Here is a 25,537-nt window from a genome sequence, read left to right on the forward strand (position 1 = left end):
TTGCGCGCCTTCGCGCTTCATCCTCATACCTGTTGCCTTCGAAATCGCAGGCAGTCTCTTACGCGCGCTTCGCGGCAGGCGGCCTGTCTGCGTTTTCGAAGAGCCTATATAGGATACGGCCATACGATAACATACTGTATAAGCTACGGATTGCTCCGTGCTTCGCACTCCCGCAATCCTTCAGGTATGAGGATTTCGCGCCTCCGCGCTTCATCCTCATACCTGTTGCCTTCGAAATCGCAGACAGTCTCTTACGCGCGCTTCGCGTGCGACGATCTTGTCTGCGTTTTCGAAGAGCTTATACAGTATATCACACCAGTTCTTGAAGATCAGTTGTTTGAGTGGAAGAATTCATAATATGTTTTATCTTTCGTAATCGTCCACACTGAACACAGGACTGAAAACCGGATGGTTCTGCCGATTTCATCCGCATACGGATCATTATATAAGACGGAGCATGCAGCAGCTAGCGGATAACCTCGTATCCCTGGAAATTCGCCCTAAGAGCTTTCTTCAGCTGCCCCATTTTAATCTTCTTTTCCTCATGATAGGGTAAAATAAGTTCAGAAAAGCCGGTTCCATAAACGGAACCGGCTCCTGCCTGTCATTGATCTTATATTTCTGTGATTTTTCTCAGCGGTTAAATGCTTTTTTTCCGGGATATACGGCAGACTCGCCGAGTTCCTCTTCGATCCGGAGAAGCTGGTTGTATTTCGCGACACGCTCACTGCGGCTTGGCGCTCCCGTCTTGATCTGGCGTGTATTGAGCGCAACGGCGAGATCGGCGATTGTGGTATCCTCTGTCTCGCCGCTTCTGTGGGACGTGATTGCCGTGTATCCAGCCTTATGTGCCATCTTGATCGCCTCAAGCGTCTCAGACACTGATCCGATCTGATTGAGCTTGATCAGAACCGAATTCGCGCAGCCAAGCCGGATTCCCTTCTCAAGCCGTTCTGTATTTGTCACAAAGAGATCATCGCCGACCAGCTGTACCTTGTCTCCGAGCTCATCCGTCATCTTCTGCCAACCTTCCCAGTCCTCCTCGTCCAGACCGTCCTCAATCGACCAGATCGGATACTTCTCGATCAGCGATTTCCAGTGCGCAATCAACTCCTCAGAGGTGAAATCCCTGCCGGATTTCGGCTGGTGATAATATCCCTTCCCCTTCTCACTCTTCCATTCAGAGGATGCCGCATCCATGGCAAGAACAAAATCCTCGCCCGGACGATAACCCGCGTCGCGGATTGCCTGAAGAATATGCTCGATGGTGTCTTCATCATCCTTCAGATTCGGCGCAAAACCGCCCTCATCTCCGACCGCGGTGGTGTTCCCCTCCGCTTTGAGAATTTTCTGAAGTGAATGGAAGACCTCTGTGCACCAGCGAAGTGCCTCGCGGAAGGAAGATGCTCCCACCGGCATAATCATGAATTCCTGAGTGTCCACTGAATTCGTCGCATGCGCCCCGCCGTTCAGAATATTCATCATCGGAACCGGAAGACGGTTGGCATTCGCGCCGCCAAGGAAGCGGAAAAGCGGAATTCCGAGAGATTCTGCCGCAGCCTTCGCGCTGGCGATGGATACCGCAAGAATTGCGTTTGCTCCCAGCTTCGCCTTGTTTGGCGTACCGTCCGCTCTGATCATCGCGTTATCTACCGCATATACATCCTGCGGGTCCAGTCCTCTGACTGCATCATTGATGATTGTGTTTATGTTGTTGACGGCCTTAGACACGCCCTTTCCGCCAAATCGTTCTTTGTCTCCGTCCCGAAGCTCAATCGCCTCAAATTCACCGGTAGACGCTCCGCTGGGCGCGGCTCCTCTTCCGACAGTTCCGTCATTCAGAATCACCTCAGCTTCAACCGTGGGATTGCCTCTGGAATCTATGATCTCTCGTCCAATCACCTTTTCAATCTGTAAATGTTTCAGCATATCGTCTCCTCCTGTCTTCCTGAGACATAACTGGTAACCATTCCTGTTGCTTTCACTCCTGAAACGGCTTTTTATCCTGTTATTGCGTTCTATCCTGCAATAGTTTTCTGCCCTGCTATAGTGTTCTATCCACAATAGTTTTCTGTCCTGCTATAGCTTTATCCAGTTGGCATCTGGTGATCATTTCTGTTGTTGTACATCATGACAAGCAGCGAAAATTCAGGATCATCAGCCTTTTGTGCGTTAGGTATCTCTAACTAATTATTAGTGTACACTAACAGCATTTGATTGTCAACCGCAATCTTATTTCAGCATCGGAATCTTATTTCGACATCGGAATTTTATAATCGACTCCAGGCGGTCAGGCAAAGATTTCCGGTGTCTTTGCCTGATCCGGCCTGCAAATTTCAACTCTCCACAAGCACCTTTACATCCCAATCCCTCAATTCGATTTTCTCACCCGGGACATATCTTCTGCCACTGAGCAGATCTGTCACCGTGCTATAAGGATTGTGTACCACCCGCGGATCTTCTGCGTAATATAGGAGATAATGAACCGTCTGTCCCTTCGCATTGACGCCGCTGCGCAGAATCACCGGCCAGGTATACATTCTTTTTTATTTCACTTATTCCGATATCCTGAATGCCGATAATCAAAGAAGGAAAAATTGCAGGATAAACTGAACCAGGCCGACACCCAGAAATCTCCGGACATCGACCTGACAATATTGTAACTCAAGGAACCTTTTAACAAGCGCAGGAATCCTCTTTGTCATGGAAAAGCTCTTCCGCCTTATTTATGCCTCGTCTCCAAAGAAAAGCTTCAGATCATCATCCACAGTTCCAATTCCCGCGATTCCAAAGTTATCCACCAGCACCTTTGCCACATTCGGAGAAAGGAACGCCGGAAGCGTCGGTCCAAGATGGATATTCTTTACACCCAGGTACAGAAGTGCAAGGAGTACAATGACGGCCTTTTGCTCATACCATGCGATATTAAACACGATCGGAAGATCATTGATATCATCCAGCTTGAATATTTCCTTGAGTTTCAAGGCGATCAGTGCCAGGGAATAGGAGTCATTGCACTGACCCGCATCCAGAACTCTCGGAATTCCGCCAATATCGCCAAGATCCAATTTGTTATATTTATACTTCGCGCATCCTGCTGTCAGAATCACCACATCCTTCGGAAGTCTCTTCGCAAACTCTGTATAGTACTCCCGTGTCTTGTGTCTTCCGTCGCATCCTGCCATTACAACAAACTTCCGGATGGCTCCGGTCTTGACCGCGTCTACAACCTTGTCCGCAAGCGCAAATACCTGCTCATGTGCAAATCCGCCGGTAATGGTTCCTGTCTCGATCTCTGTAGGAGCAGGACATGTCTTTGCCTGGGCAATAATTTCAGAGAAATCCTTGGTCTCGCCATATGCGCCGTCAATATGTCTGCAGCCGGGGAATCCTGCCGCTCCGGTCGTCCAGAGGCGGTCCTTATAGCTCTCTGCGGGAGGCACCACACAGTTGGTCGTCATCAGAATCGGACCATTGAACTTCTCAAACTCCTCTTTCTGTTTCCACCATGCATTTCCGTAATTTCCTGCGAAATGCGGATATTTCTTAAATGCCGGATAATAATGTGCCGGAAGCATCTCGGAGTGTGTATAGACATCTACACCAGTCCCTTTCGTCTGTTCCAGAAGCATTTCCAGATCGCGAAGGTCATGACCGGAGATCAGAATACCCGGATTTTTACGGACACCAATGTCAACCTGCGTCACTTCCGGATTCCCATAGGCCTCTGTATTCGCCTTATCCAGAAGAGCCATACCGTCTACACCGTACTTACCGGTCTCCAGAGTAAGAGACACCAGATCGTTTACTCCAAGAGAATCATCCAGAGTCTTCGCAAGTGCTTTTTGGATAAACGCATCCACTTCTTCATTGTCCTGAAGCAGCGCATTTGCATGCTTGGAATAGGCCGAAAGTCCTTTTAAACCATAGGTAATCAGCTCGCGAAGAGAGCGGATATCCTCATCCCTGGTCGAAAGTACGCCAACCTCTGCCGCCTTGGCGTCAAAGGAATCCTCCGCGCCATTCCAGAATGCGGCTTCCGGAAGTCCCTCTTTGTTCTCGAGCTTTCCAAGAAGATCCTGCTTTACTGCCAGCGTTTCCTCAACTGCTTTGCGAATCGCTTCCCTGTCAAAGTTTGCATTGGTGATCGTGATAAAAAGATTTCTTGTAACCATATGGTTTACATCCTTTTCCACGGGAATCCCTTCCTCGCGCATCCTTGCTGTCACACACGAAAGTCCTTTCGTCACATACACAAGCAGATCCTGCATACGGGCAACCTCGGGTTTCTTTCCGCAGACACCGGAGATCGTACATCCCTTACATCCCGCTGTTTCCTGGCACTGATAACAGAACATCTTGTTTTCCATCAATAAACCTCCTCTATCGCCCCAAAGGGCATTCTTCCTTTGCCTCTGCTGCCTCCCGGATTACATAGACCTTTGTACAGCCTGGAATACAGCGGCAGTCACTTGTTGTCTTTCTGTGTACAGTATAGTAGGATGAAAAGCAGAAGTATGTTGTCATTACCACATAATTATTTTTTTCAACCGTGTGACTCTTTCCAATACAAGGCAGCCTTTCACAGTCCTATTTTGCACTGATGAAGCCCCTTCTGCGGCTAAGGAGACGAAAATGAATGAAGAAATGCTCTCGAAAAACGTTCTTTTCAAGGGATTAAGCAAAGAAGAAATTCACGATGCATTGCTGGCACTTCAAGCCCGCGAGCTTTTATACAAAAAAGACGCTTCCATCCTTCTGGCCGGAAGTAAAACCGACAAAATGGGACTGGTCCTGGAGGGAAGCGTAAGAATAGAAAACAACGATATGTGGGGGAACCGCACCATCTTAAGTCACGTCGGTTCCGGCCATTTTTTTGCAGAGACCTATGCGTTTCTGCATAACGAACCTCTGCTGGTCGATGTCGTGGCAAATGAAGACTCACGGATTCTTTTCCTCAAAATTCATGTCCTGAAAGAAACCGATTCAACCACACACCCCTGGGTACGGAAGTTCCTGACCAGCCTTCTTGTGGTTACCGCACATAAAAACCTTGTTCTGTCCGGCCGCAGTTTCCACACCTCACCCAAAACCATCCGGGGCAAGGTACTGGCATACCTGAATTCGGTAGCCCTACAGAGCGGCGGCCACCGGTTCGACATCCCCTTTGACCGCCAGCAGCTTGCTGACTATCTGAATGTCGACCGGACCGCACTCTCAAAAGAACTGGGAAAAATGAAATCCGAAGGACTGATCACATTTGAAAAAAACCACTTTGAAATACAAAAGGGAACAGAATATTAATTACCTTCGCACTTGGGGAATCCATTCCGTCCTCAATCGGTCAAACCGGATATTTCTCGATCAGCGATTTCCAGTGCGCGGTCAGCGTCCGGTTGTCGACGATCATGGCCGCGCGGTTTTTCTTCGTGATGATCAGGTTCTCTGCTCCGATCCGTTTCCACTCGCGACCGAGCCGGCCGGCCTCGAGCTTTGATATTCTGTCTTGTGATCATTTTCCAGCTGTATGATCCCCAGGGTCTCCGAGTGCAGCGTCTCACTGTAATATTTCCGAAGATACAGATTATTCATATTATAATGTCTCAAATAAACCTGATCAAAGAAGACAGCTGAAAAGAGAACTCCGCTCCTCTTCGTTTATGCTATCATTGGAAAACGGAAAATCAGGACCGGGACCCACCCGGCATCTGTCCCGCAAGTCGCTCCAGAAGACCGATGCATCCCTCCGTGATTTCCGAAACGCAGAGATCAAATTTTCTGGTATACCATGGATCGTCGATCCGCTTGTCCGGCTGACCCGCATACTCCATCAGAAAATGCACTTTATTCTCCGAATCTTCCCCCAGAATCTGCCTCATGTAATAAGCATTCTCTTCATCCATTCCGATAATGAGATCGTACTTCGAATAATCCGATTTCTGAAGCCTCCTTGCCCGGTGATTTCCAATCGGAACCCCGCTCTGCCGGAGCGCATGCTCCATCGGCGGATACACAGGGCTCCCGATTTCCTCCGTCGAGGTTGCCGCGGAATCCACCAGAAAACGATCCTCGATCTTTCTCATATTAATTATGTTCTGAAAAATGTACTGTGCTGCTACAGAACGGCAGATGTTGCCGTGGCAAACAAAAAGTATCCTCGTCATATAATATTTCCTTTCTCAGATGCCGCAAAGTGCCGTGTTCTGTGCTCTTTTGCGGGGTTTCTTCTTCTCTTTCAAATGTACACCATGCTCCGAAAATTCCGGTAGTAAGGCCCCAGGCGGCAGTGTGCGGCAGGCTTCCGCAGTATTTACTACCTGAAATCAGCGGGTGCCCGGAAGCGGCAATGGGCGGCAGGATGTGGTATACTGCGGACATTCAAGAGCCGTTTCCCCAGAGGGAAAAATGTCGGCCTGGCAAATGTACATTTTTTATCTGTTTTTTCAGTTTACCATGATACCGGAGACGACAAAAGACCCGGGAAGCATTTGCACAATCACATCTGCCTCCCGGGTCTTTCTGATCTGTATAATTCTTCCGGTCACATTCATCCAGTCTATTTTTTGCCCTTATCCGAATTTCACATTGCTCTCGATGCTGAAGTCCGATCCATTCAGCCGGTCAAGTTCCGCTCGCGCGCTGTTTATCTCCGACAGTCTCCGCAGTTCATTTTCCGCATCCTCCAGTCCCAGATGCGTGTAGGTATTCATCGTTACGCTGATGCCTGAATGCCCCATCAGGTACTGCAGCGTCTTCGGATTTATCCCCGCTCTTGCCATGTTCGAGCAGTAGGTGTAGCGGCATACATGCGGCGTAATCGCCGGCATCTGTACTCTGTAAATCTCATTGTAACGGTTGACCGCATTCCGAAAATAGTGCTCCAGTGCAGGGCGACCAGAGGTTTTCCATTCTTTTAGTAGTAAAGAAAACCGGTGTATCCCTCTATCATCGGCTCGGGCTTCGGTTGCCTGCAGCTTTCCAGATTTCACATTTTTCTTATATACGGTTGCCCTACACCCCCTCCCTTGAATTTTGCGGTTTTGCACGCGAGAGGGGGGCGGTTTCCGAGCCGTGGCTCACAGGGATTCAGACCTTCCCCGCCATCTATTCATATCCTCTTGACGCTTGAACGCATTTTTGCTATCATATTCTTGAACGAAAGGAGCTTACATGTACAACATTGAATTCTATGAAGATTCCAATGGTTACTCGCAGCTCTGGGAGTTTCTTGATGACCTGCAAAAGAAAGCCGGCAAAAATAAAGATGCCAGAATACAGCATCAGCAGATATCTTTTTACATTGAGCTTCTGCAGGAGAATGGCACAAGGCTTGGAACAAATATAACGAAACATCTTGTCGAGGACATCTGGGAACTGCGTCCCGGCAACAACAGGGTTTTCTATTTCTATTTTGAAAACAATACCTTTGTTCTACTTCACCAGTTCCGCAAGAAATCCCAAAAGACTCCCCAACGTGAGATCAATCAGGCTCTTGCCGAAAGAGACGACTGGAAATCACGGCATGAAAAGAGGTGAATGCTATGGCAACATGGAACGATTATAAAAAACACGTGCGTGAATCAAATCCCGAAATCGGCAGGGATATTGATGAAGTCGAAGAAAGAGCTAAGATTGTCAGCGCCATGATTGACCAGCGCCATAATCTAAACCTTTCTCAGCGTGACCTTGCAGAGATGTGCGGTCTTCCACACTCATCCGTTGCCAGGATTGAATCAGGAAAATCTTCTCCAAACCTGACAACGCTGCTTAAAATATTTGATACACTCGGTCTTACACTCACTGTCCAGACTGATCCGCACAGAAGAATGTCACCAATTACAAAATAACAAATTTCAGTACCTGTACACCGGATGGGAATCCTCCCGTCCGGTTTTTTTATCGTGGCACCGCTTGCACAGCGCTCTCCAGTTGTTTCTGTCCATTGTCAGCCCTCCTCGTCCAGTCTCCGGATCAGATATTCCGGATCAATCTCTGTCAGAACCCCAAACCACTGCGAATGGAAGAATCGCAGCACCTCGGCCTGTTCTCTTTTGTTCCTGGCTTTCTTAGCTGCTCTGTAATCCGATACCGCCTGAAGAATACAGGCATAAAAAAAGCCGGGTGGCGTTCATTCCGACGATCCAGTCGGCACGCTCCCGGCAAAGGGCTGCTTCATATAAGTTGTCATAAGCGCTTCCGGGTTTCAAATCCCGGAAACCTTCCCGGATGGCCGCGTCCTCCATGCTGAAGATCCACAGCCTTTCAAACGGTTTTTTACATTGACACTGATTATTAACTTGGGATCCGCCAGATATTGTTCCGCAAGGTCTGGGAAGACTTTGGTCTCCAGAACCGTGATCTTACATTCATGCTGCATATTTAACCCATTTTCTCGAACATGTCTTTGCTCACACCGCAGATCGGGCAGCACCAGTCATCAGGCAGATCCTCAAATGCAGTTCCGGGTGCGATTCCACTGTCAGGATCACCCTTCTCCGGATCATAAATATAACCACAGGGACCGCACTGATATTTGGCCGGCTTGCCATCGCTGCTGTCCGTTGTCTCCGCAGTCTCCTCCTGCTTACCGATCAGCGATGTAACAAGGACGGGAATCCCGGCAAAATCACTGTCTTCCGGGTTCCACTGGCTACGGATGTTTTCTTCTATAACTTCGAAGCCTGCTTCGGCCAGCTTCGCCTGCAGGAGTTTTACGCTCTCGCCGCTCCAACCATAACAGCCAAACGCAGCAGCTTTCTTGTTCTTGAACTTGAGCTGCTTCAGAAATTCCAGCCAGCCCGCAACAGAGGACAGGTAACTGTTCGACACCGTGGGCGAACCAACCGCGATGGCTCGGGATTTGAATACTTCGGTCATGACCTCATTTTTGTCTGCCTTGGCGATATTGAAAACCTTCACGACGGTTTCCGGACTCTGACGGTGGATCTCCTCCGCGATCTTATGCGCGATCTTCGTGGTGCCCTCCCACATAGTATCATAAGCAATAGTGACCTGGTCCTCCTGATACGCATCTGCCCACGCGGCATATTTCTCAACGATTTGCAGCGGATTTTCACGCCAGATCGCGCCATGAGAAGGTGCGATCATATCAAAGGTCAGATTAAAACCGGTGATCTCCGCCAGCTTCTTCGTCAGGATCGGTGCAAACGGATTGAGAATGTTGGCGAAATACTTCATGGCTTCTTTGTTCAGCAGGCACTGATCCACCTTGTCATTGAACAGTTCTTCTACAGCATAGTGCTGGCCAAAGGCATCATTAGAGAACAGGATGTTGTCTCCTGTCATGAAGGTCGCCATGGAATCCGGCCAATGAAGCATGCGCATCTCTACAAAGACGAGCTTCTTGCCGTTACCAATATCCACGCTGTCGCCGGTTTTTACCACATGGAAGTTCCAGCCGCGCTTACCATACTGTCCCTCAATGCTTTTAACGGCATTTGCAGTACAGTAGATGGGCGTGTCCGGGATCTCCTCCATGAGAGCCGTCAAAGAACCGGAGTGGTCACACTCGCCATGATTTGCCACAATAAAATCGATCTTATGAAGGTCGATCTCTTTCTTCAGATTGTCCACAAAATCAAAACGGTGAGGCGTCCATACAGTATCGATCAGGACCGTCTTTTCCTCTTCGATCAAGTAAGCGTTCTGGCTGGAGCCGTTCATGATGGAATAGTCATCCCCATGGAAGCTTTCCAGTTCCCAGTCAATATAGCCGACCCAACTGACATTTCCTTTTACATGTTTTCTCATGTTTCTCCTCCTCAAAAGCACTTTTCTTTCCGTTCTTTCTTACATCGTTCAATACTACCGCAGCGATATTGCCAAGCTTTTCATCGATCAGCGGCATGTTGGTCAGTGCCGCAGCCATTGCATTTTTCCTCATTTATATGGATGATCTTTCGTATCATTCTGACATCCTCCTCTCGCCTTCCGATACAAGTATAGCGCTGTAATATCATTTTTTCTGTATCTAAAGATACACCACAAAAGATTATTTTGCGTATAATAAAAAAAAGCAAAGAGGGTATTCTGCTTCTGCGCCAGAAGATCGGCATTCCCCGGATCCATTTTGAGCAACTTGTTCACATCCTGGAGACTGCTCTGTGTGTCCCTGATCTGCTTATCGACCTTTTTCAAAGCCGTGGTGAGTTTTGTGGTATCGCCGTCTATTTCTATTGTGATTTCTTTAATACGAGAGCCAGCCATACGACGCTCACCTCCTTAAAAATGGCAAAAAGAAAGACATCTCCGAAGAGATGCCTTTGAAAAATCAAATGTGTTTCAGCAAGCTGTTTGCCGCGCTCCCTGTTATCCTGATGGCCCTGAAGGAGGGGCGTCTGGGGATCGTTGATGAGCTTGATGCCAAGCTCCATCCGAAGCTTCTCCGCAATGTCATCCGGCTCTTCACAACCCCGGCAGATCCCCCCGGAACGATGGTCCATCATCTGATTGCCGTCAGGAAGATTTCCTGTATCTGGAAGGTGTGAGCTGGTAGGTTTTTTTGAATGCTTTTGTAAAGTAATCGACTGAGGTGTACCCCACCATCTCGGAGATGTCCGCAATGCTGTAGCGTGTGTTTTTCAGAAGGTCTGTTGCCTTTTTCATTCGTATGTTCATCAGAAGCTCACTAAAGTTCATGTTCATTTTCTCTTTAAACATGCGGCTCAGGTAGCTTTCGTTGTAGTTAAAGAAGCGGGACAGGAATTCCAGGCTTACCGTGTCGTAATGTTTCTGTGTGTATTCCAGTATCATCAGGAACTGGCTCTGGCCTGACATAAATTCGTCCCGGGTGAAATAGGTGGCTGTGCTGCTGTATTCGCGAAGAAGGAGGAAGAACATCTCCTGTATCAGGCAGTTGGCTATTGCTCCGGAATACCGTGCAGAGCTGTGTGCTTCGAGGATGATGTCCTGAATCAGCTTTGAAAACAGTTCATCTTCCGGAGAAATGTGAAAACGCAGGCTATGGCGGTTGTTCTTATTATATAGAATATTTTTGAAGTATCTTGCGAGAAGATCATCCATGGCCAATACATTTCCGAAGATCGTATCAAATGTTGACATGCGTACCATAATCCCGATGACGATGCTCTCCTCATCATCCACTGTCAGGTTATGGAGCATCTCGGGAGGAATGATGCAGAGTTCATTTTCCTTCAGGATATAGGTGTTATCCTCTGTCTGCAGCCCGGCGCATCCGCTGTATACATAATCAATTTCAAGATGATCATGACGATGCAGTCTGTCATCCACAAACGGCAGATGGCAGACTGCTTCCACATCTTTTCCTTCCGGAATGATATGCTCCTCGGAGATGACATTTTTTTGCGGATTGTTCAGGATGAAGTCTGCTTCCACAAGAGTGGAATCAATCATCCCGATGAATTCGGTTCGCCCCTGGAAGTGGTTCGTCCTCTCAAACGGTATCGGTCTTGCATATTAAGACGTTTTTTTCGTATATTTCTGTCTTTTTATTATCATTTTCAGCCGGAAATCCGGAGCGTTTTTCTGATTTTGAATTATTTTGTTATCATACTGTTATCACAACTTCTTTGGTGAACACTCAATAAAAACAAATTTAGGATTGCATATACACTCACAGGTTGTTATGATCGTTCTATGGGTGCTACCTACACGGTAGGCGGTTAGTCCTTCTACGGAGGGACTGTGGTCTACACTCCGTTACGGTCGGTGCTAAACGAGTGCCACCGGCACTCAGCACCCCTCCGATTACATAGAAATCCCCAGCTTGGCTGACGGAAATCTTGCTAAAGGAGGGGATGCCAATGTTGACGCTTGAAGGTCTGATTGCTGTTATTAGCCTATACTTGACAGCTTTCAGTCTCGGATACACAATAGGAAGCAATAAGACACAAAAATAGCCGCCCCAGTCTGCTAAACTAAGCGGCAATTTTTGCTATATTCACACTCAATACACTGAATAAAATCCGTTACTGTTGAATCTCTTATTTACTGATAAAACTTGATTTTTCTTCTTTGAACCTTTAATATTCATTGTAGATACCTCTTGTATTCGTTAGATTTTACCAACTTGCCGGTCAGTAATAATCTAATTTTACTTGAGGTATTTTTTTGTCAATCTCTTGACCTATTTAAATTATACAGGAAGCTTTTTGGCGTTTTTTTAGGCATTCTGTGCTTTTCTTTTTGCAATTTCTTCTTTCATCGCAGGAAGTGTTTTTTCCAGATCAAACTTGCTTACAAGAATAAACATAACAACAAATATCACTAACGGTGTTACAATAGTGAATCCGTAAATTGCCATTTTTGTAGCTGCCGGCGCTGCAGTCAGTGCAGCATCATAGCCGACTGCCGCAAGGAACCAGCCGATAATAGATGTTCCGAGCCCGCTTCCCACTTTACCGCCAAAGCTGGATGCACTGTTGGAGGTTGCTACCATTCTTACACCATATTTATATTCATTATAATCAATTGACATTGCCGTCATAACTCCAACCAGACACATCATCGGAATGGTTGCAAATGTTGTAATACTTCCGAATAATGCGTAGCAGAAAAAGATGTCTTTTGTGAAGAGAAGCAGTATATTTGCTCCTGCACCCATTGCAAAGCTCACCAGCAGCGTTTTCACAACACCAAGTTTCTTAATCATCGGTCCTACAAATATGAATCCTAACAGGGTCGGAATCATTCCGATTCCTCCGAGAACGCCGACCAGGTTGTCATTGCCGAAAATCCATTTACAGTAATATACTCCCGCACCCGCTGTAAGACCATATATAATGCATGAGAGCAGATTCACCACAAGAACAATCACCCAGTATTTGTTGTGGAACAGCTTTCCAAGCGCTTCCTTAAACGGAATCACTTCTTCATCCTCTTCTTTCGCTTCTACTACCGCTCCTGCCTCTGTTGCTGTCTCACGGCTTGTTGCATAACAAATCAAGGCTGCCAGTATTACAATAATTCCCATGATAAAGCCAAATTTAATCCATGCGTTTTGGTTTCCGCCCAGTGCATTCGTAATCGGAATCATACAGATTGCAAATATCATACCTGCCACATAACCGGTCGCCGCTCTCCATGTTCCCATGATGCCTCGTTCTTCCTGGCTGTTCGTACGAACGGTCATAAGCGAGTTATAAGGGATTGCCATTGCCGTATATAATACTGCTGTCAGAAGAATGTTCGTTATTGTCACGTAAATAATCTGTCCCATATCTCCTATTTTCGGCACCGTAAACATCAGAACCATTACAATACCTGCCGGAATTCCCGCTTTCAAAAGCCACGGACGATATTTTTCTTTTCCCGGTTTTGTATGGTCAATGATATTTCCCATAATCAGGTCTGTAAATGCGTCAATAATCTTACAGACAATAAACATTGTTGCAATCGCCCCGGCAGCCATACCAACCTTATCCGTATAGAAGTATGTAAGCTGTCCTACCAGTGTGGACATCGCATTCAATGCGAACTGTCCCATAGCATCTCCGAAGTAATCCTTCACGCGCATTACTTTCTGAACACCGAATTTGTCCTTTCCTAATGGTTTTTTACTCATTGTGTTCCTCCTTCATTTCGTATCACATTTTTTCTTGATATCCTGTAAGCTTAAAATATCACATTCCTAATTGTACGCATTTTAATTTTAGCTTATTTTTTATAATTTTGAATTTGCAGCGTTCAGCGCATCAATGACTGCCAGATACATTGGCTTTGCCTGCGCATCCTGCATAAGCAGATCGGATATGGTCATGGACAATGCAAACTTAATCAGCGGGTCTTCCAGCATTCCCGGCACCATTTCTTCAAACATATTGCGGCCAAGTTCTTCGGCGACCAACTCTCCGAGTGTTGACTCCAACGAATATTTCTCGAATTTCAGATTGGTATCCGTCTTGTACTCGTAATGATATCTGCCGGAACCAACCGTAAATTCCGCTTCTTTCTCCGGAAGCTGGATAACTGCCGTTGTATTCGCCGGAATCTGCACGTCCACGCAGATTTTTCCTTCTCTGCAGCTCCATGCACTTACGATTGTTCCATATATGGATTCATAAGTTGCGGACACCTCTGTCATTCCCTTTGTCAGCGTCGGCTGAATCCGTATTTTCTTATATCCCGGTTCCATACAGCGTATTCCTGCAACTTTTTCGTACAGCCAGCTTCCAATCGAACCGTACGCATAATGGTTCAGGGAGTTCATACCTGATTCGTCAAAATCCCCATTTGGCAGAATGGAATTCCAACGCTCCCAGATTGTCGTTGCGCCTTTCTTTACTGCATAGAGCCAGCCCGGAAAATCCTCTTTCATAAAGATTTCATCCGCCAACCCGTGAAGACCGTTTTCTGACAAACAATGACACAGATACGGTGTACCCACAAAACCTGTCGTCAGATGATTATGGTGTGCCCCGATATTTAACTCCAATGTCTCCAAAATCCGATTACGAAATTCCGGTTTTATCAAGTCAAAGTACAGCATCAGCACACAGGCTGTCTGTGTCTCACTGACCATTCGTCCGCTTCTTGTCACGTATTCCACATGAATGGCTTCTACTATTTTTTCATATAAGTCACCGTATGCTTTTGCTTCCTCTGCATACCCCAATGCATCCGCAGCATCCCGCACAATCCTGGTCGAATATGCGTAATAAGCATTTGCCACCAGATATTTGTCCGTTCCGCCTGTCCGGTCGGTGCTTCCGGATTCTATGTCCAGCGCCAGCCAGTCTCCATACTGGAATCCACTCTGCCACAATCCGTTTTTCGAGACTCTCGCATGTATATAATCCACCCAGTTCTTCATCATCGGGAATTGCTCCGCAAGCATCTCTTTATCCCCGTAAACCTTATAAATCGTCCACGGAATGATTGTCGCAGCATCGCTCCATGCCGCTGCTCCCGCCTGATTTCCGAGAATATTCGGAACAACATGAGGTACGCCCCACTCCGGAGTGGTCTCTGCTGCCATATCCCGCAGCCATTTTCGGAAAAATAATGCCGTGTGGAAATTATAGGAGGCTGTGCCACAGAATACCTGTGCATCTCCGGTCCAGCCCAACCGTTCATCTCTCTGTGGGCAGTCTGTCGGAACATCGAGGAAGTTGCCTCTCTGTCCCCACTGTATATTACTCTGCAGTTGGTTAACCAACGTGTTGTCGGATGTGAATGTTCCTGTCGGCTGCATGTCTGTGTGCATTGCACATGCCGTAAAATCCGATGCCTCTGTTTCCGTTCCTGCGCCTTCCACACAAATATAACGGAATCCGTGGAAAGTGAAGTGCGGCATCACAAGCATTCCCACCTGCTTTTCTCCGTATACGAATGTATCTGTACATCTTGCCGTCCGCAGATTCTCTGTATAGAAGTTTCCATCTTTATCCAGTGTTTCTGCATATCGAATAACTAATCTGTCTCCCATAAGTTTTGGAAGTCGTATTTCTACCAGTCCTGCCATATTCTGTCCGAAATCAAACACCAATTCTCCTTTTGGAGTCACGATCCTTTCCTTTACATCAAACCGTTTCGTTACCCGGACCGGCTCGGATTCCTGCGCCACAATCTGCCCGATATCATCCGTATGTTCAAACAGAACTGCCTTTCCCACCTGCCTTCTTTCTTTTGTATAATCCTGTATCTCACCGTGATAAATCTCGGAAAACAGAATTTCTCCTGTTTCCACATGCCAGTCCGTATCAGTGCCGATGCAGATAGTTTCCCCGTCTTCGTACTCGATACGCACCATTGCCAGCAAAGCCGTTCTGTCGCCGTAAATATTCGGTCTTGCATCAAACCCGAGTTCTCCCTTATACCACCCGTTTCCTACAGTAACCGTAATCTCATTATCTTTTTCCAGGAGTTCCGTAATATCATAAGTCTGATACTGCAGTCGGTGATGATAAGATGTCCAGCCCGGAGCCATGAACAAGTCTCCTGTTTTCCTTCCGTTAATAAATGCCTCATATACACCACAGGCAGTCGCATACAGCCTTGCTCTCTTCACCGGTCTGTCCAGAGAAAAGCTGCGGACAAATACCGGACATGCAGTCTCTTCAGCCGGAAGTGTATGGGTAATCCATTTTGCATTCCAGTTTTCTTCTCTCATCAAACCGGTTTCAAAGTTTCCTGTCACCTGTCCCAGCTCTCCGTAATTATCCCATACACTGACCTGCACCTGATAAACAGTCATCTCTTTCAATGCAGCACCCTTATATGGCACCAGAACGGATTGGTCGCTTTTCACCCGGCCGCTGTCCCACATAAGCCGGCCTCCGCTGACAACCTGAATCTGGTAGTTTGTCTGCACAACATCCTGCTTTTCACTCTCCAACTTCCATGAGAAACGTGGTTTCTCATCGATTCCTATCGGATTTTTTCTGTATTCTATTGTCAAATCACGAATCATATGCATTTCCTCTCTCTTTTTGTTTTTCTGATTCTTTCTATTCTATGAAAATTTGTAACTGTGAGGGTACTGAACAGTTACGAAAATTTTGCCATTGTACGAATCAGAGCGGTAACATTCTCCTGAAGTCTTGCCATGTCTATGGTACCGTTCTCCAATCCTTTCTTTATCTGACCGGTATATGTATCATCATTAGAGCCCGGCGTAATCCAGCAGTTTCCCGCCTGTACCATTGCTGCCACATCTACACTGTCATAGGTTGTCCAATCCGTCATTACAAAACCGGCAAACCCATTTTCTTCTCTGAGAAGCCCCTGTAGAAGTTCTTCATCCGCTGCTGTCGGGCAGCCGTTTACCGCATTATACGCCGTCATAAAGCTGGCTGGCATATGAACATCCATCGCATATTCAAAAGTTCGGAAATAAATTTCCCGGATTGCACGTTCGGAAATCAGACTCTGATTTCGCTTTCTGGAAGATTCACAGTTGTTCCCGATAAAATGTTTATAGCAGCTTCCGATCCCGGCTCCTTCCAATCCTTTTGCATAAAATCCGGCCATGACACCGGACAAATACGGATCTTCCGAAAAATATTCCGGCTGTCGTCCATTTAGCGGATTTCTGTGAATATTAAATGCTGGTGCAAGAACCAGCGGCATGCCCAATGCCTTCGCTTCTTCCCCGATTACACACCCGATTGCTTCCGATAATTCTTTATTGAACGAAGCACAGATTGTAACGCCTGACGGCATTCCAATATTTTTGATGTTCAGATTGACTCCGCTGTTTCCATCGCTCACCGGAAAGTCCGGCAAATCATATCCTTCTGTCTGAAATACACGACCTGCCTCACCGATACCTTCCATTCCCCACCCTGCCGAGGCACAGATGCTGATGCGGGCAAGTTCCTCCGGTGACATCTGTGCCACAAACTCAGCCGCACGTGACGGATTTTTTCTTACAGCATCAAATGTTACCTTCTCTTCCGGTTTCTCCATATCAAACTTTGCAGGATAATGTTTCCTCTTCTCATAAGGCAAAAATGTCAACTTATTTTTGACCACTCCGGAATGCGCTCCTGTCGGCCATGTATCATCCGGATTTGTTTTGGATAATCTTGTAAATTTGTAATCGCAGCAAAGCAGATTGGTTACCTGTTTGATTATTCTTGTTTCTTCTTCGTCGAATCCGCCGCATTCCGCTGCTTCAATACCGTTTCCCACATAAATACGGTAATATCCTTTTGATAAAATATACGCCGCTTTTTCTTCCGAATATGAAGTCAATACTTTCACCGGAACATGAACAGGAATCTTCTGTTCCTCTCCCGGAAGCAGTTCCTTTGTTTTTTCAAAGAATACCAGTTCTTTTTCCGGCTGCTCCAGTTCTGATTCCGGTTTGCCTACATAAACCTGAACAACTTCTTTTCCGGCTTTTTCCCCGACATTCTTCACATATACATCCAGTTCCAGTACTTCCCCGTCAAATCGAATATTCTCCTGCCTGATACAAAACTCTGTATAACTTAATCCGTAGCCAAACGGATACGCCACTTTTTTCCTGAATGTTGTAAAATAACGATATCCCACATAAATGTCTTCCTCGTAACAAGTATCCACATATATATTTTCATCTGCTGTCAGACGTGTTTTATCTACACAGTCATAGAAATTTTTCGACGACGGAATATCAAAATAATCCTTTGCCCATGTATCCGGCAGCTTCCCTGACGGATTTACAGCCCCGCTCAGGATATCCGAAAGTGCCGGTCCTGCAAGCATTCCACCAAATCCCGAATATATAAGTCCTGCAACTGCATACTTTTCTGCAAATGTCACATCAATCGGATATCCGACATTTAAAACCACAATTGTCTTTGCAAATGTATCCGTTACTTTTGCAATAAGTGCTTCTTCAGCCTCGCTCAGATAGTATTCCCCTTTCGCCGTGGAAGCATCCTGGTTTTCTCCTGCTGCACGTGTCAGGAACACGATTGCCGTATCGGACAATTTCTTTGCACGCATCAACATCTCGTCCTCCGGTATCTCATCCCTGTCACAGCCGTAAAATTCAACCAGTTCTTCATTCAGTGAATAAGCTTCTCCTTCCCTGACAGCCTCCACAAAATTAACACTGTAGCGAGGATTGATTTTGCCTGCCCCCACTGCTCCGATACGAAATTCGTGAATACCTCTGCCAAACAGATTCAATACCGTTCCCTTCTTCAGTGGAAGAACTTCCGCCTCATTTTTCAAAAGAACGATTCCCTCCCTGGCGGCTTCCAGTGCAATCTGTTCATGTGCTGCATCTTCCGGCTTCGGTTTCACTTTTTCCACACCTCTGACCGTAAAATCCTGCGGATTCATCGCATTCCCATCCATGTCCACAAAACCTTCCACGTGAAGTTGATATTCCCGACCGTACTCTGTCACAAGTCCCCGAAGCGGAATTCCAAGCACCCACATATTTCCCATAACTTCCATATATTGGTTGATACAGCCGGATACCACCCTGCTATCTAAGGTGACGGTTCCCTGAATATCCGGATTCATCGGCTTTGCCCACATCATAAGCAGACAGCCGGATAGTCGACGATCCAGCATAAAATACAATCCGTCAATATCATGAAAATCGTACTCCAGCGGTCCCATTTCAAAAAGCAATGGTTTATCTTCTTTTCCTGTCGGAAGCTGTTCCCAAAAATCTTCCATTCCCATGTTGAGTTCTCCTTTTAAATACTTTCATTGAGTTATCGTAACTGTTCAGTACCCTCACAGTTACGAGTTATCTATAAAATAAAATATCAAACCATATAATTTTTGTATTACAATATTGATTACAATATTTCAATTTTGTCCTTGTTTTTATAAATAGAACACCTTATAATTAGTATTTCATCCATTTCAAAGAGAGTTTAAAAGTACGGTTTTACCTGGAGGAGTCTTCCATGATTACTGATTTAAAGGCATTTTGTGAATTATTTTATGCATCAACCTCCATACCGATTGGCTATTACCACGCTTCACCCGACAATGACTGTTCCTTTCCTTCGATTTTGGAAGATCCGTCTGTTTTTAAAGGCATCCTGTCCGGTTTCCGACATTTCACAAAAAACCCGGACTATTTTATCTCGCAGTCCTTCGGCTATTATGGTTATATAAAGCCGGAGCATGCTGATTGCGTAATCATCATTGGCCCTGTATTCAGCACACCTATTTCAGATCTTACACTTCGCACTTTCATGCAGGAATGGGCAATCAGTCAGGAACACAAACCGGATATACTCCAATTTCTGGTCAATATTCCTCAGATTTCCTTTAACCAGTTTCTCCAGACACTTGCCTGGCTTCACCTGTGTTTCAACGATGAATATATTTCTGTTGGACAGCATTTTAATCTGGAAAACATAAGCAGCATCAGCGAGTTTTCCAATGTACATTCCAATCAGGTGATGAATGCAAAGGAAGAACAGCATTTTCATAATACCTACCAGTTTGAACAGAAACTTCTGCAGTATATTCAAAATGGAGACGTCGAAAAAATGAAAACATTGTTAAACACCCCCTCCGAATTATCGGGTGGTCTTATGGCTGACAACTCCCTCCGGCAGGAAAAGAATGTTTTCATTACAACTGTTGCAATTGTTACAAGAAGTGCCATTGCCGGAGGAATGGATATGGAACAGGCTTACCAGCTTGCCGATGTATATATCCGTGAATGTGAAAAGCTGCAGAATATTTCCCACATTGAAACCTTGTCTTATTCTATGCTGATTGATTTTACGGAACGGGTTTCGCAAAATAAAATTCCTCAGGGAATGTCTCTGGAAATATTTGAGTGTATTCAGTTTATTACTCACCACATCAACGAATCCATTCAGGTTGGCGATGTAGCTGAGCATATCGGAAGAAGCCGCTCTTATTTGACAAACAAGTTCAAAAAAGAGCTCGGCTTCGATGTCTGCAGCTTCATTATGCGGTGTAAGCTGGAAGAGGCAAAAAGTCTCCTGACATATTCGGATAAGACATTAAGCGAAATCAGTAACTATCTTTGTTTTTCCAGTCAGTCTTACTTTCAGACTGTATTTAAGAAAAAATATGGTCTGACTCCGACACAGTATCGGAATCAGACCCACAAAATCTACTAATATACCAGGCGGGGCATCTTTCTATTTGATGTTCAGAACGAGTTTTTCTTCTGCAAAATTTACCGCTGAAATGGTTACGACTGCCTTCCCCGAACATTTTGCAGCCCGGATTACTGCCATTACACTGCCGTCATAGGTATTCCATGTATGAGACTGGTAACTTCCTTCGCAGCTCGGGTCTGCACTTCCGAATCCCTGCAATGCAGCACATCCCTCTACTTTAATTGTAACTGCTGCACTTTCCCGACGATTGAAATTTCCTGCTGCGTCTTCCAGTCTGATTTTTACGAAAGTAAGACTTTCTCCGTCAGCAGGAAGTTCATTCCGGTCGGCTTCAACCTTAAGCTTCACCGCTTTCCCTGCTGTCTGTAAGACAGCCCGGCCTGCCTCCACTCCGTTCAGATAACTGACTGCCTCTAGCTTTCCCGGATGATAAGGTACCTCATACGTCACAACATATACTCCGCCAATCGACTTTCGTCCCAGACTTTCCCCATTCAAGAACAGTTCTGCCTCATCTGCATTGGCATAAACATCCACACTTGCTGTTTCCCCTTCATATCCCGGCCATGTCCAGCTTGCAAGGTTATCCTTCCACATCCACGGTGTTTTTCCGACTTCAATTCCTGCCTTATCCATCCGAAGTACACCGATAGATGGTGCATGGCCAATTCCAAATACTGCCTGCCGCAGATAACTGATTGGTTTACGATCACCAAGAATATCAATGTCACCGATACCTGCCAGTCTGTCCGGCCAATGCGCTGAAAAATTCACTCCTCCATTATAATGGAATATACCGCATCCGGCCTCTCCCAGATAATCATATCCGGTCCATGTAAAGTCTCCTAACACATGTGGATTGCGCTTTACGATATCCCACAAATGAACAATGTCCGCCGGAAAAGTCTCTGTGCCAAGCACAACCCGATTCGGATGACGTATGTGATCTTCTTCATGTAATGCCGTCAGATAATTATATCCGGCAATGTCATTTGCCGCAGCAAATTCTCCTATCATTTCTTCCAGAATCGGACTGGTGGCAATCGCATCTGCCAGCGGTCCCACCATAACCTCAGCCATCCCATTGATTTCATCTGCGCCTCCACGCTTCTGCTCATCCGGCTGCTGCATCGCTTCAAGCTGCTCCGGAGTCATCCCTGTAGCCTGGCACATAATTTCGCCCATTCGGTCATTTCCTGCCATCAGACCATTGATTCCGTTCGTCGTATAGCGTGTGGCATCCAGCCGTTTCATTTCTGCATGAATCCTCCGATTCCATTCTGCCCCTTTTTGAGTGCCCGCCTCCGGAATCTCATTTCCGGTCGAGTACAAAATCACGCATGGATGATTATAGTCTTTTTCCACCATGTCCCACACATCCTGCTTCCAATGTGTCGGAAAATAATTTGCATAGTCATGGGGATTCTTTGTCCGAGTCCACATATCACTCAGTTCATCCATCACCAACACGCCCAGCTTATCACAGGCATCCAGCATTGCCTTACTCATCGGATGATGTGCACTTCGAAGAGCGTTAAATCCGGCTTCCTTCATCTGGCGGCAACGCCGATACTCCGCATCTGGAAATGTTGCTGCTCCGATAATCCCATTATCATGGTGAATACAAGTCCCCCTCAGTTTCGTTGGTTTACCGTTCACCAACAGACCATGTTTTGCATTCAGCCGAAGTGTACGGATTCCTGTTGAAATATTTACACTGTCTATCGGATTTTCATCCTCAGAAATTGTAATCCGGCAGGAGTATAGATTTGGTGTTTCATCACTCCACAATGCAGGATGCTCTACAAGCAAACACTGACAGCACATCTGCGTGCTTTCTCCAAAAACAGTTACCGGTATGTGCTCTGCGGCTGCTTCTGCCCCATTCGGTCCGGTCAATGTAATTTCCACCTGTACCGTTTCGGAAACCATTCCCCGATTACAGATTGGAACCTCTACTTCCACGACTGCCGCCTCACAGTCAGCTTCTCTTGTTGTAACACGCACCCCCTGGGCAGGAATATGCACAGTCTTTCCCACCCATGCATACACAGAACGGTATAACCCCGCACCACTATACCAGCGGCTGGACTGCTCTATACTGCATACTTCTACTTTCAGTTCATTTTCCTGGCCATACTTCAGATAACCGCTGACGTCTGCAAAAATACCTGTATATGGATTCACATGCTCTGTTACAAGATCCCCGTTCATATAAATACGGCAGGTATCTGCAACACCTTCAAATTCCAAAACAACTGTACATCCCCTCCACGCTTCCGGAATCTCCCACTTTTTCATGTAAGTATATTCACCGCCCGGATAAAATCCTGTCTGATGTGCATTCGCAGTTGCCGGAGTTCTTTCCTGATAAATCATGGCATCATGGGGCAAATCAATATTTTCTATATTTCCTGCGTCTCCCATCATTAACTCCATCATTGTTATGGTTCCTTTGGCAAACTGCCAATTCTGGTTTAAAGATATTTTTTTCATACGGACCTCCCTAATGCAGCTTGTTCATTTTTTAAATATTCTAACAGTTGAAGAGTATTCCGTATTATAAATATAAGTTTATTATTATAATTTTGTAACACAATTTTTCAAAAAAACTCCGGGACAGAGGAAACTTGAATCCCCTGTCCCGGTATTTTTTTGTAGATCTGTATGTTTATTCTGCTGCGTTTAGCGCTGCAACAAGCTGGTTCAGTGCTTCCTTTGTCACTCCCGGTACAAAACTCAGCATCTGTCTGAGCGGCATGGCTTCCATCATTGCCGCCATCATCTCGTCATTGATCACTCCGGAATCATCCTGCATCTGTTCCTCTGTACTCTCGCCGTCCATTCCTTCCATTTCACCCATTGCCTGTTCCAATATGGCTTTTCCTTTCGGGTCTGCCATGATTTCTCCCATTGTGGAATTGAGGGTATACACTTTCGGCAGGACGGTTTCTGATTCTACCTGTACTTCCTCTGACAGAAGCACTTCCTGTGCATTCCGGCAAATCTGGATTTCATAGGCTCCGGTCTCCACATGCCAGTCATGGATTTCCGTATTCCAGTATGCATAGGCTCTGCTGTCAAGTTCAAAGGTGACGGTTTTTGTCTCACCCGGTGCAAGTTCTGTTTTTTCAAATGCTTTTAACTCCCGTACCGGGCGGATGATTGTTCCGCCCTTCGGCGCTACGTAAAGCTGTACGACTTCCTTTCCTGTACATGCGCCTGTATTTGTTACGTCTACGGATACCAGCAGTTTTTCACTTTCCTTAAACTCCTTTTTGTCCACCGTAAGATTGCCGTAAGAAAAGGTCGTATAAGACAATCCGTATCCGAACGGGAACAGGACTTCCATTTCTTTGGATGTGTAATAGCGGTATCCCACAAATACGCCCTCTGAATAAACCGATTTGTCATGTTCTCCGCCGTAATTCAAATAGCACGGCGTATCCTGTATCCGAAGTGGGAATGTTTCCGCCAATCGTCCGCTTGGATTTGCATTTCCGTAAAGCACATTGACCACTGCGCCGCCCACAGCCTGTCCGCCCAGGTAGGCTTCCAGCACGGCTTTTACTTTTCCGAGCCACGGCATTTCTATCGGAGCGCCGTTGTGAAGCACAACTATGGTGTTCGGCTGTGCTTCCGCCACCGCTTCAATCAGTGCGTTCTGGCAGTTCGGCATCCCAAGATGCTTCCGGTCATACCCTTCGGATTCAAAGCTGTCCGGCAGTCCGGCAAAGATTACCGCCACATCCGCATTAGCAGCAGCCTCTACGGCTTTTGCAGCCAATGCTTCATCCACTTTATCCTCAACATCATCAAAGCCTTTGGCAAATGTGATGTTTTCCTTTTTTACAGTTGCGAGAAATTCTACGGCGTCCATTGCAGATTCTGTTTTAAAGCTGTTGATGTGGGAACTTCCGCCGCCCTGATAGCGTGGTTCCTCGGCGTATTTGCCGATAAAAGCCACCTTTTTGTCTGCGGACAACGGGAGAAGCGCATCCTCATTTTTCAGAAGCACAATACACTCCTCTTCGATTTCCCGGGCTGTCTCATGGTCTTTTTCATGCTGAAATACCGCGTTTTTGTCTCTGTTTTCCTCATATTTGAAAATAACATTCAAATATTCTTCACAGGACTTGTCCAGTACAGATTCATCCAGTGTTCCGTCCTGTACTGCGGCAACAATTTCCACATCCGTAGCGCCTTCACAGGACGGCATTTCCAGATTGCAGCCTGCTTTCAGAGCTTCCACACGGTCATTCATCGCACCCCAGTCTGTCATTACATAGCCGTCAAATCCCCATTCCTTGCGGAGCACATCTGTGAGCATTTCTTTATTTTCACAAAGGTATGTGCCGTTCAGCTTGTTGTATGCGTTCATAATGGTCCACGGCTTTTCCTTCTTTACCATTCCTTCAAAAGAAGCAAGGTAAATTTCACGCATGGTGCGTTCATCCATTTCTGAAGAGCTTGTTAAGCGGTGATATTCCTGGTTATTTGCCATAAAATGCTTCGGACTTGTTCCGATATGTTTGCTCTGGACGCCGTGGACAAACGCACCTGCCATTTCCGTTGACACAAGCGGGTCCTCTGAATAGTATTCAAAATTACGTCCGCACAGCGGGGAACGCTTAATGTTCATAGCCGGGCCTAAGATTGTGCTTACATTTTCTGCCTGACACTCTTCCCCCAGTGTTTCTCCAAGTTTTGTCACCAGCTCACGGTTAAAGCTGGATGCGGTTGCACATCCCGCTGGAAAGCAAACAGCCTGAATGCTGTCGTTGATTCCCAAATGGTCTGCTTTATCGTCCTGCTTGCGGAGTCCGTGAGGTCCGTCTGAGACCATTTCCGAAGGGATTCCGAGACGTTCCACTCCTTTTGTATGCCAGAAATCAAGCCCGGAACACAAAGATGCTTTCTCCTCCAGAGTCATTCTGGAGACCAATTCTTTTATTTTTGCTGTTTCCATGTTTCAT

Annotated in this window: 20 protein-coding genes and 3 pseudogenes; 5 read left to right on the forward strand and 18 right to left on the reverse strand. The window is 46.3% G+C overall.

The annotated features are described in order from the left end of the window. Nucleotides 1–633: 633 nt before the first annotated feature. From eno to hcp, 3 genes are all read right to left on the reverse strand, one after another. Nucleotides 634–1,926 carry a phosphopyruvate hydratase gene (eno, locus tag ACTQZS_RS00080; RefSeq protein ID WP_441474303.1) on the reverse strand — a complete coding sequence of 431 codons (1,293 nt, stop codon included), beginning with the start codon at nucleotides 1,924–1,926 and terminating at the stop codon, nucleotides 634–636. A 410-nt stretch (nucleotides 1,927–2,336) separates the two neighbouring features. After that, nucleotides 2,337–2,540: a hypothetical protein gene (locus ACTQZS_RS00085; RefSeq protein WP_441474019.1), complete on the reverse strand. Its 204-nt coding sequence runs from the start codon at nucleotides 2,538–2,540 to the stop codon at nucleotides 2,337–2,339. 186 nt (nucleotides 2,541–2,726) lie between these two features. Further along, complete coding sequence (gene hcp / locus ACTQZS_RS00090) at nucleotides 2,727–4,370, reverse strand: hydroxylamine reductase (protein WP_441474020.1); 1,644 nt, start codon at nucleotides 4,368–4,370, stop codon at nucleotides 2,727–2,729. Nucleotides 4,371–4,635: 265 nt separating this feature from the next. Between hcp and ACTQZS_RS00095 the strand changes: the two genes are divergently transcribed. Next, nucleotides 4,636–5,304, forward strand: a complete 669-nt coding sequence (locus tag ACTQZS_RS00095) for a Crp/Fnr family transcriptional regulator (protein WP_441474021.1) — start codon at nucleotides 4,636–4,638, stop codon at nucleotides 5,302–5,304. Nucleotides 5,305–5,436: 132 nt separating this feature from the next. On the opposite strand, the gene ACTQZS_RS00100 is transcribed toward ACTQZS_RS00095, so the two are convergent. From ACTQZS_RS00100 to ACTQZS_RS00110, 3 genes are all read right to left on the reverse strand, one after another. Further along, entirely contained in the window at nucleotides 5,437–5,592 is a 156-nt protein-coding gene (locus ACTQZS_RS00100; RefSeq protein WP_441474022.1) for a hypothetical protein, read from the reverse strand. A gap of 92 nt (nucleotides 5,593–5,684) precedes the next feature. Next, nucleotides 5,685–6,164, reverse strand: a complete 480-nt coding sequence (locus ACTQZS_RS00105; protein ID WP_441474023.1) for a low molecular weight protein-tyrosine-phosphatase — start codon at nucleotides 6,162–6,164, stop codon at nucleotides 5,685–5,687. Nucleotides 6,165–6,569: 405 nt separating this feature from the next. Next, nucleotides 6,570–6,989 (reverse strand): tyrosine-type recombinase/integrase, encoded by a 420-nt coding sequence (locus ACTQZS_RS00110; RefSeq protein WP_441474024.1) that lies wholly within the window; start codon nucleotides 6,987–6,989, stop codon nucleotides 6,570–6,572. A gap of 181 nt (nucleotides 6,990–7,170) precedes the next feature. Here ACTQZS_RS00110 and ACTQZS_RS00115 point away from each other — a divergent pair, with 181 nt between their 5' ends. Further along, a complete protein-coding gene (locus ACTQZS_RS00115; protein WP_441098814.1) occupies nucleotides 7,171–7,536 on the forward strand; it encodes a type II toxin-antitoxin system RelE/ParE family toxin in 366 nt (121 codons plus the stop codon). 5 nt (nucleotides 7,537–7,541) lie between these two features. Further along, the gene (locus ACTQZS_RS00120) at nucleotides 7,542–7,847 is read left to right on the forward strand and encodes a helix-turn-helix domain-containing protein (RefSeq protein ID WP_441474025.1); all 306 of its coding nucleotides are present in this window, start codon (nucleotides 7,542–7,544) and stop codon (nucleotides 7,845–7,847) included. A gap of 6 nt (nucleotides 7,848–7,853) precedes the next feature. Here the strand turns inward: ACTQZS_RS00120 and ACTQZS_RS00125 are convergent, their stop codons facing one another. The 6 genes and pseudogenes from ACTQZS_RS00125 to ACTQZS_RS00150 all read right to left on the reverse strand — a co-directional run. After that, nucleotides 7,854–7,943, reverse strand: coding sequence for an HNH endonuclease (locus tag ACTQZS_RS00125; protein WP_441474026.1), 90 nt, complete (start codon nucleotides 7,941–7,943; stop codon nucleotides 7,854–7,856). Nucleotides 7,944–8,099: 156 nt separating this feature from the next. Next, a pseudogene (locus ACTQZS_RS00130) lies at nucleotides 8,100–8,279 on the reverse strand (DNA topoisomerase III); the annotation flags it as partial. A 100-nt stretch (nucleotides 8,280–8,379) separates the two neighbouring features. Beyond that, on the reverse strand, nucleotides 8,380–8,616 hold the full coding sequence (gene rd / locus ACTQZS_RS00135) for a rubredoxin (protein ID WP_441474304.1): 237 nt from the start codon (nucleotides 8,614–8,616) through the stop codon (nucleotides 8,380–8,382). Then, nucleotides 8,590–9,771: pseudogene (locus ACTQZS_RS00140) on the reverse strand (flavodoxin domain-containing protein); the annotation flags it as partial. The pseudogene ACTQZS_RS00140 and the gene rd, both read right to left, overlap by 27 nt. After that, complete coding sequence (locus tag ACTQZS_RS00145) at nucleotides 9,725–9,904, reverse strand: hypothetical protein (RefSeq protein ID WP_441474027.1); 180 nt, start codon at nucleotides 9,902–9,904, stop codon at nucleotides 9,725–9,727. The pseudogene ACTQZS_RS00140 and the gene ACTQZS_RS00145, both read right to left, overlap by 47 nt. Before the next feature lie 137 nt (nucleotides 9,905–10,041). After that, nucleotides 10,042–10,227: pseudogene (locus ACTQZS_RS00150) on the reverse strand (phage tail tape measure protein); the annotation flags it as partial. 56 nt (nucleotides 10,228–10,283) lie between these two features. Between ACTQZS_RS00150 and ACTQZS_RS00155 the strand changes: the two are divergent. After that, nucleotides 10,284–10,508, forward strand: coding sequence for an AAA family ATPase (locus ACTQZS_RS00155; protein ID WP_441474028.1), 225 nt, complete (start codon nucleotides 10,284–10,286; stop codon nucleotides 10,506–10,508). Here the strand turns inward: ACTQZS_RS00155 and ACTQZS_RS00160 are convergent. From ACTQZS_RS00160 to ACTQZS_RS00175, 4 genes are all read right to left on the reverse strand, one after another. Next, nucleotides 10,477–11,394 (reverse strand): AraC family transcriptional regulator, encoded by a 918-nt coding sequence (locus ACTQZS_RS00160; protein WP_441474029.1) that lies wholly within the window; start codon nucleotides 11,392–11,394, stop codon nucleotides 10,477–10,479. The genes ACTQZS_RS00155 and ACTQZS_RS00160 overlap by 32 nt on opposite strands. Before the next feature lie 769 nt (nucleotides 11,395–12,163). Next, nucleotides 12,164–13,564, reverse strand: coding sequence for an MFS transporter (locus ACTQZS_RS00165; RefSeq protein ID WP_441474030.1), 1,401 nt, complete (start codon nucleotides 13,562–13,564; stop codon nucleotides 12,164–12,166). Nucleotides 13,565–13,663: 99 nt separating this feature from the next. Further along, nucleotides 13,664–16,411, reverse strand: a complete 2,748-nt coding sequence (locus tag ACTQZS_RS00170; protein WP_441474031.1) for a family 78 glycoside hydrolase catalytic domain — start codon at nucleotides 16,409–16,411, stop codon at nucleotides 13,664–13,666. A gap of 77 nt (nucleotides 16,412–16,488) precedes the next feature. Next, on the reverse strand, nucleotides 16,489–19,128 hold the full coding sequence (locus tag ACTQZS_RS00175) for a glycoside hydrolase family 3 C-terminal domain-containing protein (protein ID WP_441474032.1): 2,640 nt from the start codon (nucleotides 19,126–19,128) through the stop codon (nucleotides 16,489–16,491). 230 nt (nucleotides 19,129–19,358) lie between these two features. On the opposite strand from ACTQZS_RS00175, the gene ACTQZS_RS00180 reads away from it, so the two are divergent. Further along, entirely contained in the window at nucleotides 19,359–20,558 is a 1,200-nt protein-coding gene (locus ACTQZS_RS00180; protein WP_441474033.1) for a helix-turn-helix domain-containing protein, read from the forward strand. Nucleotides 20,559–20,579: 21 nt separating this feature from the next. Here ACTQZS_RS00180 and ACTQZS_RS00185 read toward each other — a convergent pair whose 3' ends face one another. Then, nucleotides 20,580–23,057, reverse strand: coding sequence for a glycoside hydrolase family 2 protein (locus ACTQZS_RS00185; protein ID WP_441474034.1), 2,478 nt, complete (start codon nucleotides 23,055–23,057; stop codon nucleotides 20,580–20,582). Nucleotides 23,058–23,232: 175 nt separating this feature from the next. Beyond that, nucleotides 23,233–25,530 carry a glycoside hydrolase family 3 C-terminal domain-containing protein gene (locus tag ACTQZS_RS00190; protein WP_441474035.1) on the reverse strand — a complete coding sequence of 766 codons (2,298 nt, stop codon included), beginning with the start codon at nucleotides 25,528–25,530 and terminating at the stop codon, nucleotides 23,233–23,235. Nucleotides 25,531–25,537 lie beyond the last annotated feature (7 nt).

It is taken from the genome of Bilifractor sp. LCP19S3_H10, from assembly GCF_052119185.1.
GTDB lineage: Bacteria > Bacillota > Clostridia > Lachnospirales > Lachnospiraceae > Bilifractor.

Excerpts from the sequence above, each read along its gene's own strand:
- ACTQZS_RS00175 (WP_441474032.1), bottom strand. The coding sequence starts at position 19,128 with ATGGGAATGGAAGATTTTTGGGAACAGCTTCCGACAGGAAAAGAAGAT.
- ACTQZS_RS00095 (WP_441474021.1), top strand. The coding sequence starts at position 4,636 with ATGAATGAAGAAATGCTCTCGAAAAACGTTCTTTTCAAGGGATTAAGC.
- ACTQZS_RS00115 (WP_441098814.1), top strand. The coding sequence starts at position 7,171 with ATGTACAACATTGAATTCTATGAAGATTCCAATGGTTACTCGCAGCTC.
- ACTQZS_RS00190 (WP_441474035.1), bottom strand. The coding sequence starts at position 25,530 with ATGGAAACAGCAAAAATAAAAGAATTGGTCTCCAGAATGACTCTGGAG.
- ACTQZS_RS00120 (WP_441474025.1), top strand. The coding sequence starts at position 7,542 with ATGGCAACATGGAACGATTATAAAAAACACGTGCGTGAATCAAATCCC.
- ACTQZS_RS00180 (WP_441474033.1), top strand. The coding sequence starts at position 19,359 with ATGATTACTGATTTAAAGGCATTTTGTGAATTATTTTATGCATCAACC.
- ACTQZS_RS00105 (WP_441474023.1), bottom strand. The coding sequence starts at position 6,164 with ATGACGAGGATACTTTTTGTTTGCCACGGCAACATCTGCCGTTCTGTA.
- ACTQZS_RS00125 (WP_441474026.1), bottom strand. The coding sequence starts at position 7,943 with ATGGACAGAAACAACTGGAGAGCGCTGTGCAAGCGGTGCCACGATAAA.
- ACTQZS_RS00185 (WP_441474034.1), bottom strand. The coding sequence starts at position 23,057 with ATGAAAAAAATATCTTTAAACCAGAATTGGCAGTTTGCCAAAGGAACC.
- ACTQZS_RS00165 (WP_441474030.1), bottom strand. The coding sequence starts at position 13,564 with ATGAGTAAAAAACCATTAGGAAAGGACAAATTCGGTGTTCAGAAAGTA.
- ACTQZS_RS00145 (WP_441474027.1), bottom strand. The coding sequence starts at position 9,904 with ATGAGGAAAAATGCAATGGCTGCGGCACTGACCAACATGCCGCTGATC.
- ACTQZS_RS00170 (WP_441474031.1), bottom strand. The coding sequence starts at position 16,411 with ATGATTCGTGATTTGACAATAGAATACAGAAAAAATCCGATAGGAATC.
- hcp (WP_441474020.1), bottom strand. The coding sequence starts at position 4,370 with ATGGAAAACAAGATGTTCTGTTATCAGTGCCAGGAAACAGCGGGATGT.
- ACTQZS_RS00100 (WP_441474022.1), bottom strand. The coding sequence starts at position 5,592 with ATGAATAATCTGTATCTTCGGAAATATTACAGTGAGACGCTGCACTCG.
- ACTQZS_RS00085 (WP_441474019.1), bottom strand. The coding sequence starts at position 2,540 with ATGTATACCTGGCCGGTGATTCTGCGCAGCGGCGTCAATGCGAAGGGA.
- ACTQZS_RS00160 (WP_441474029.1), bottom strand. The coding sequence starts at position 11,394 with ATGATTGATTCCACTCTTGTGGAAGCAGACTTCATCCTGAACAATCCG.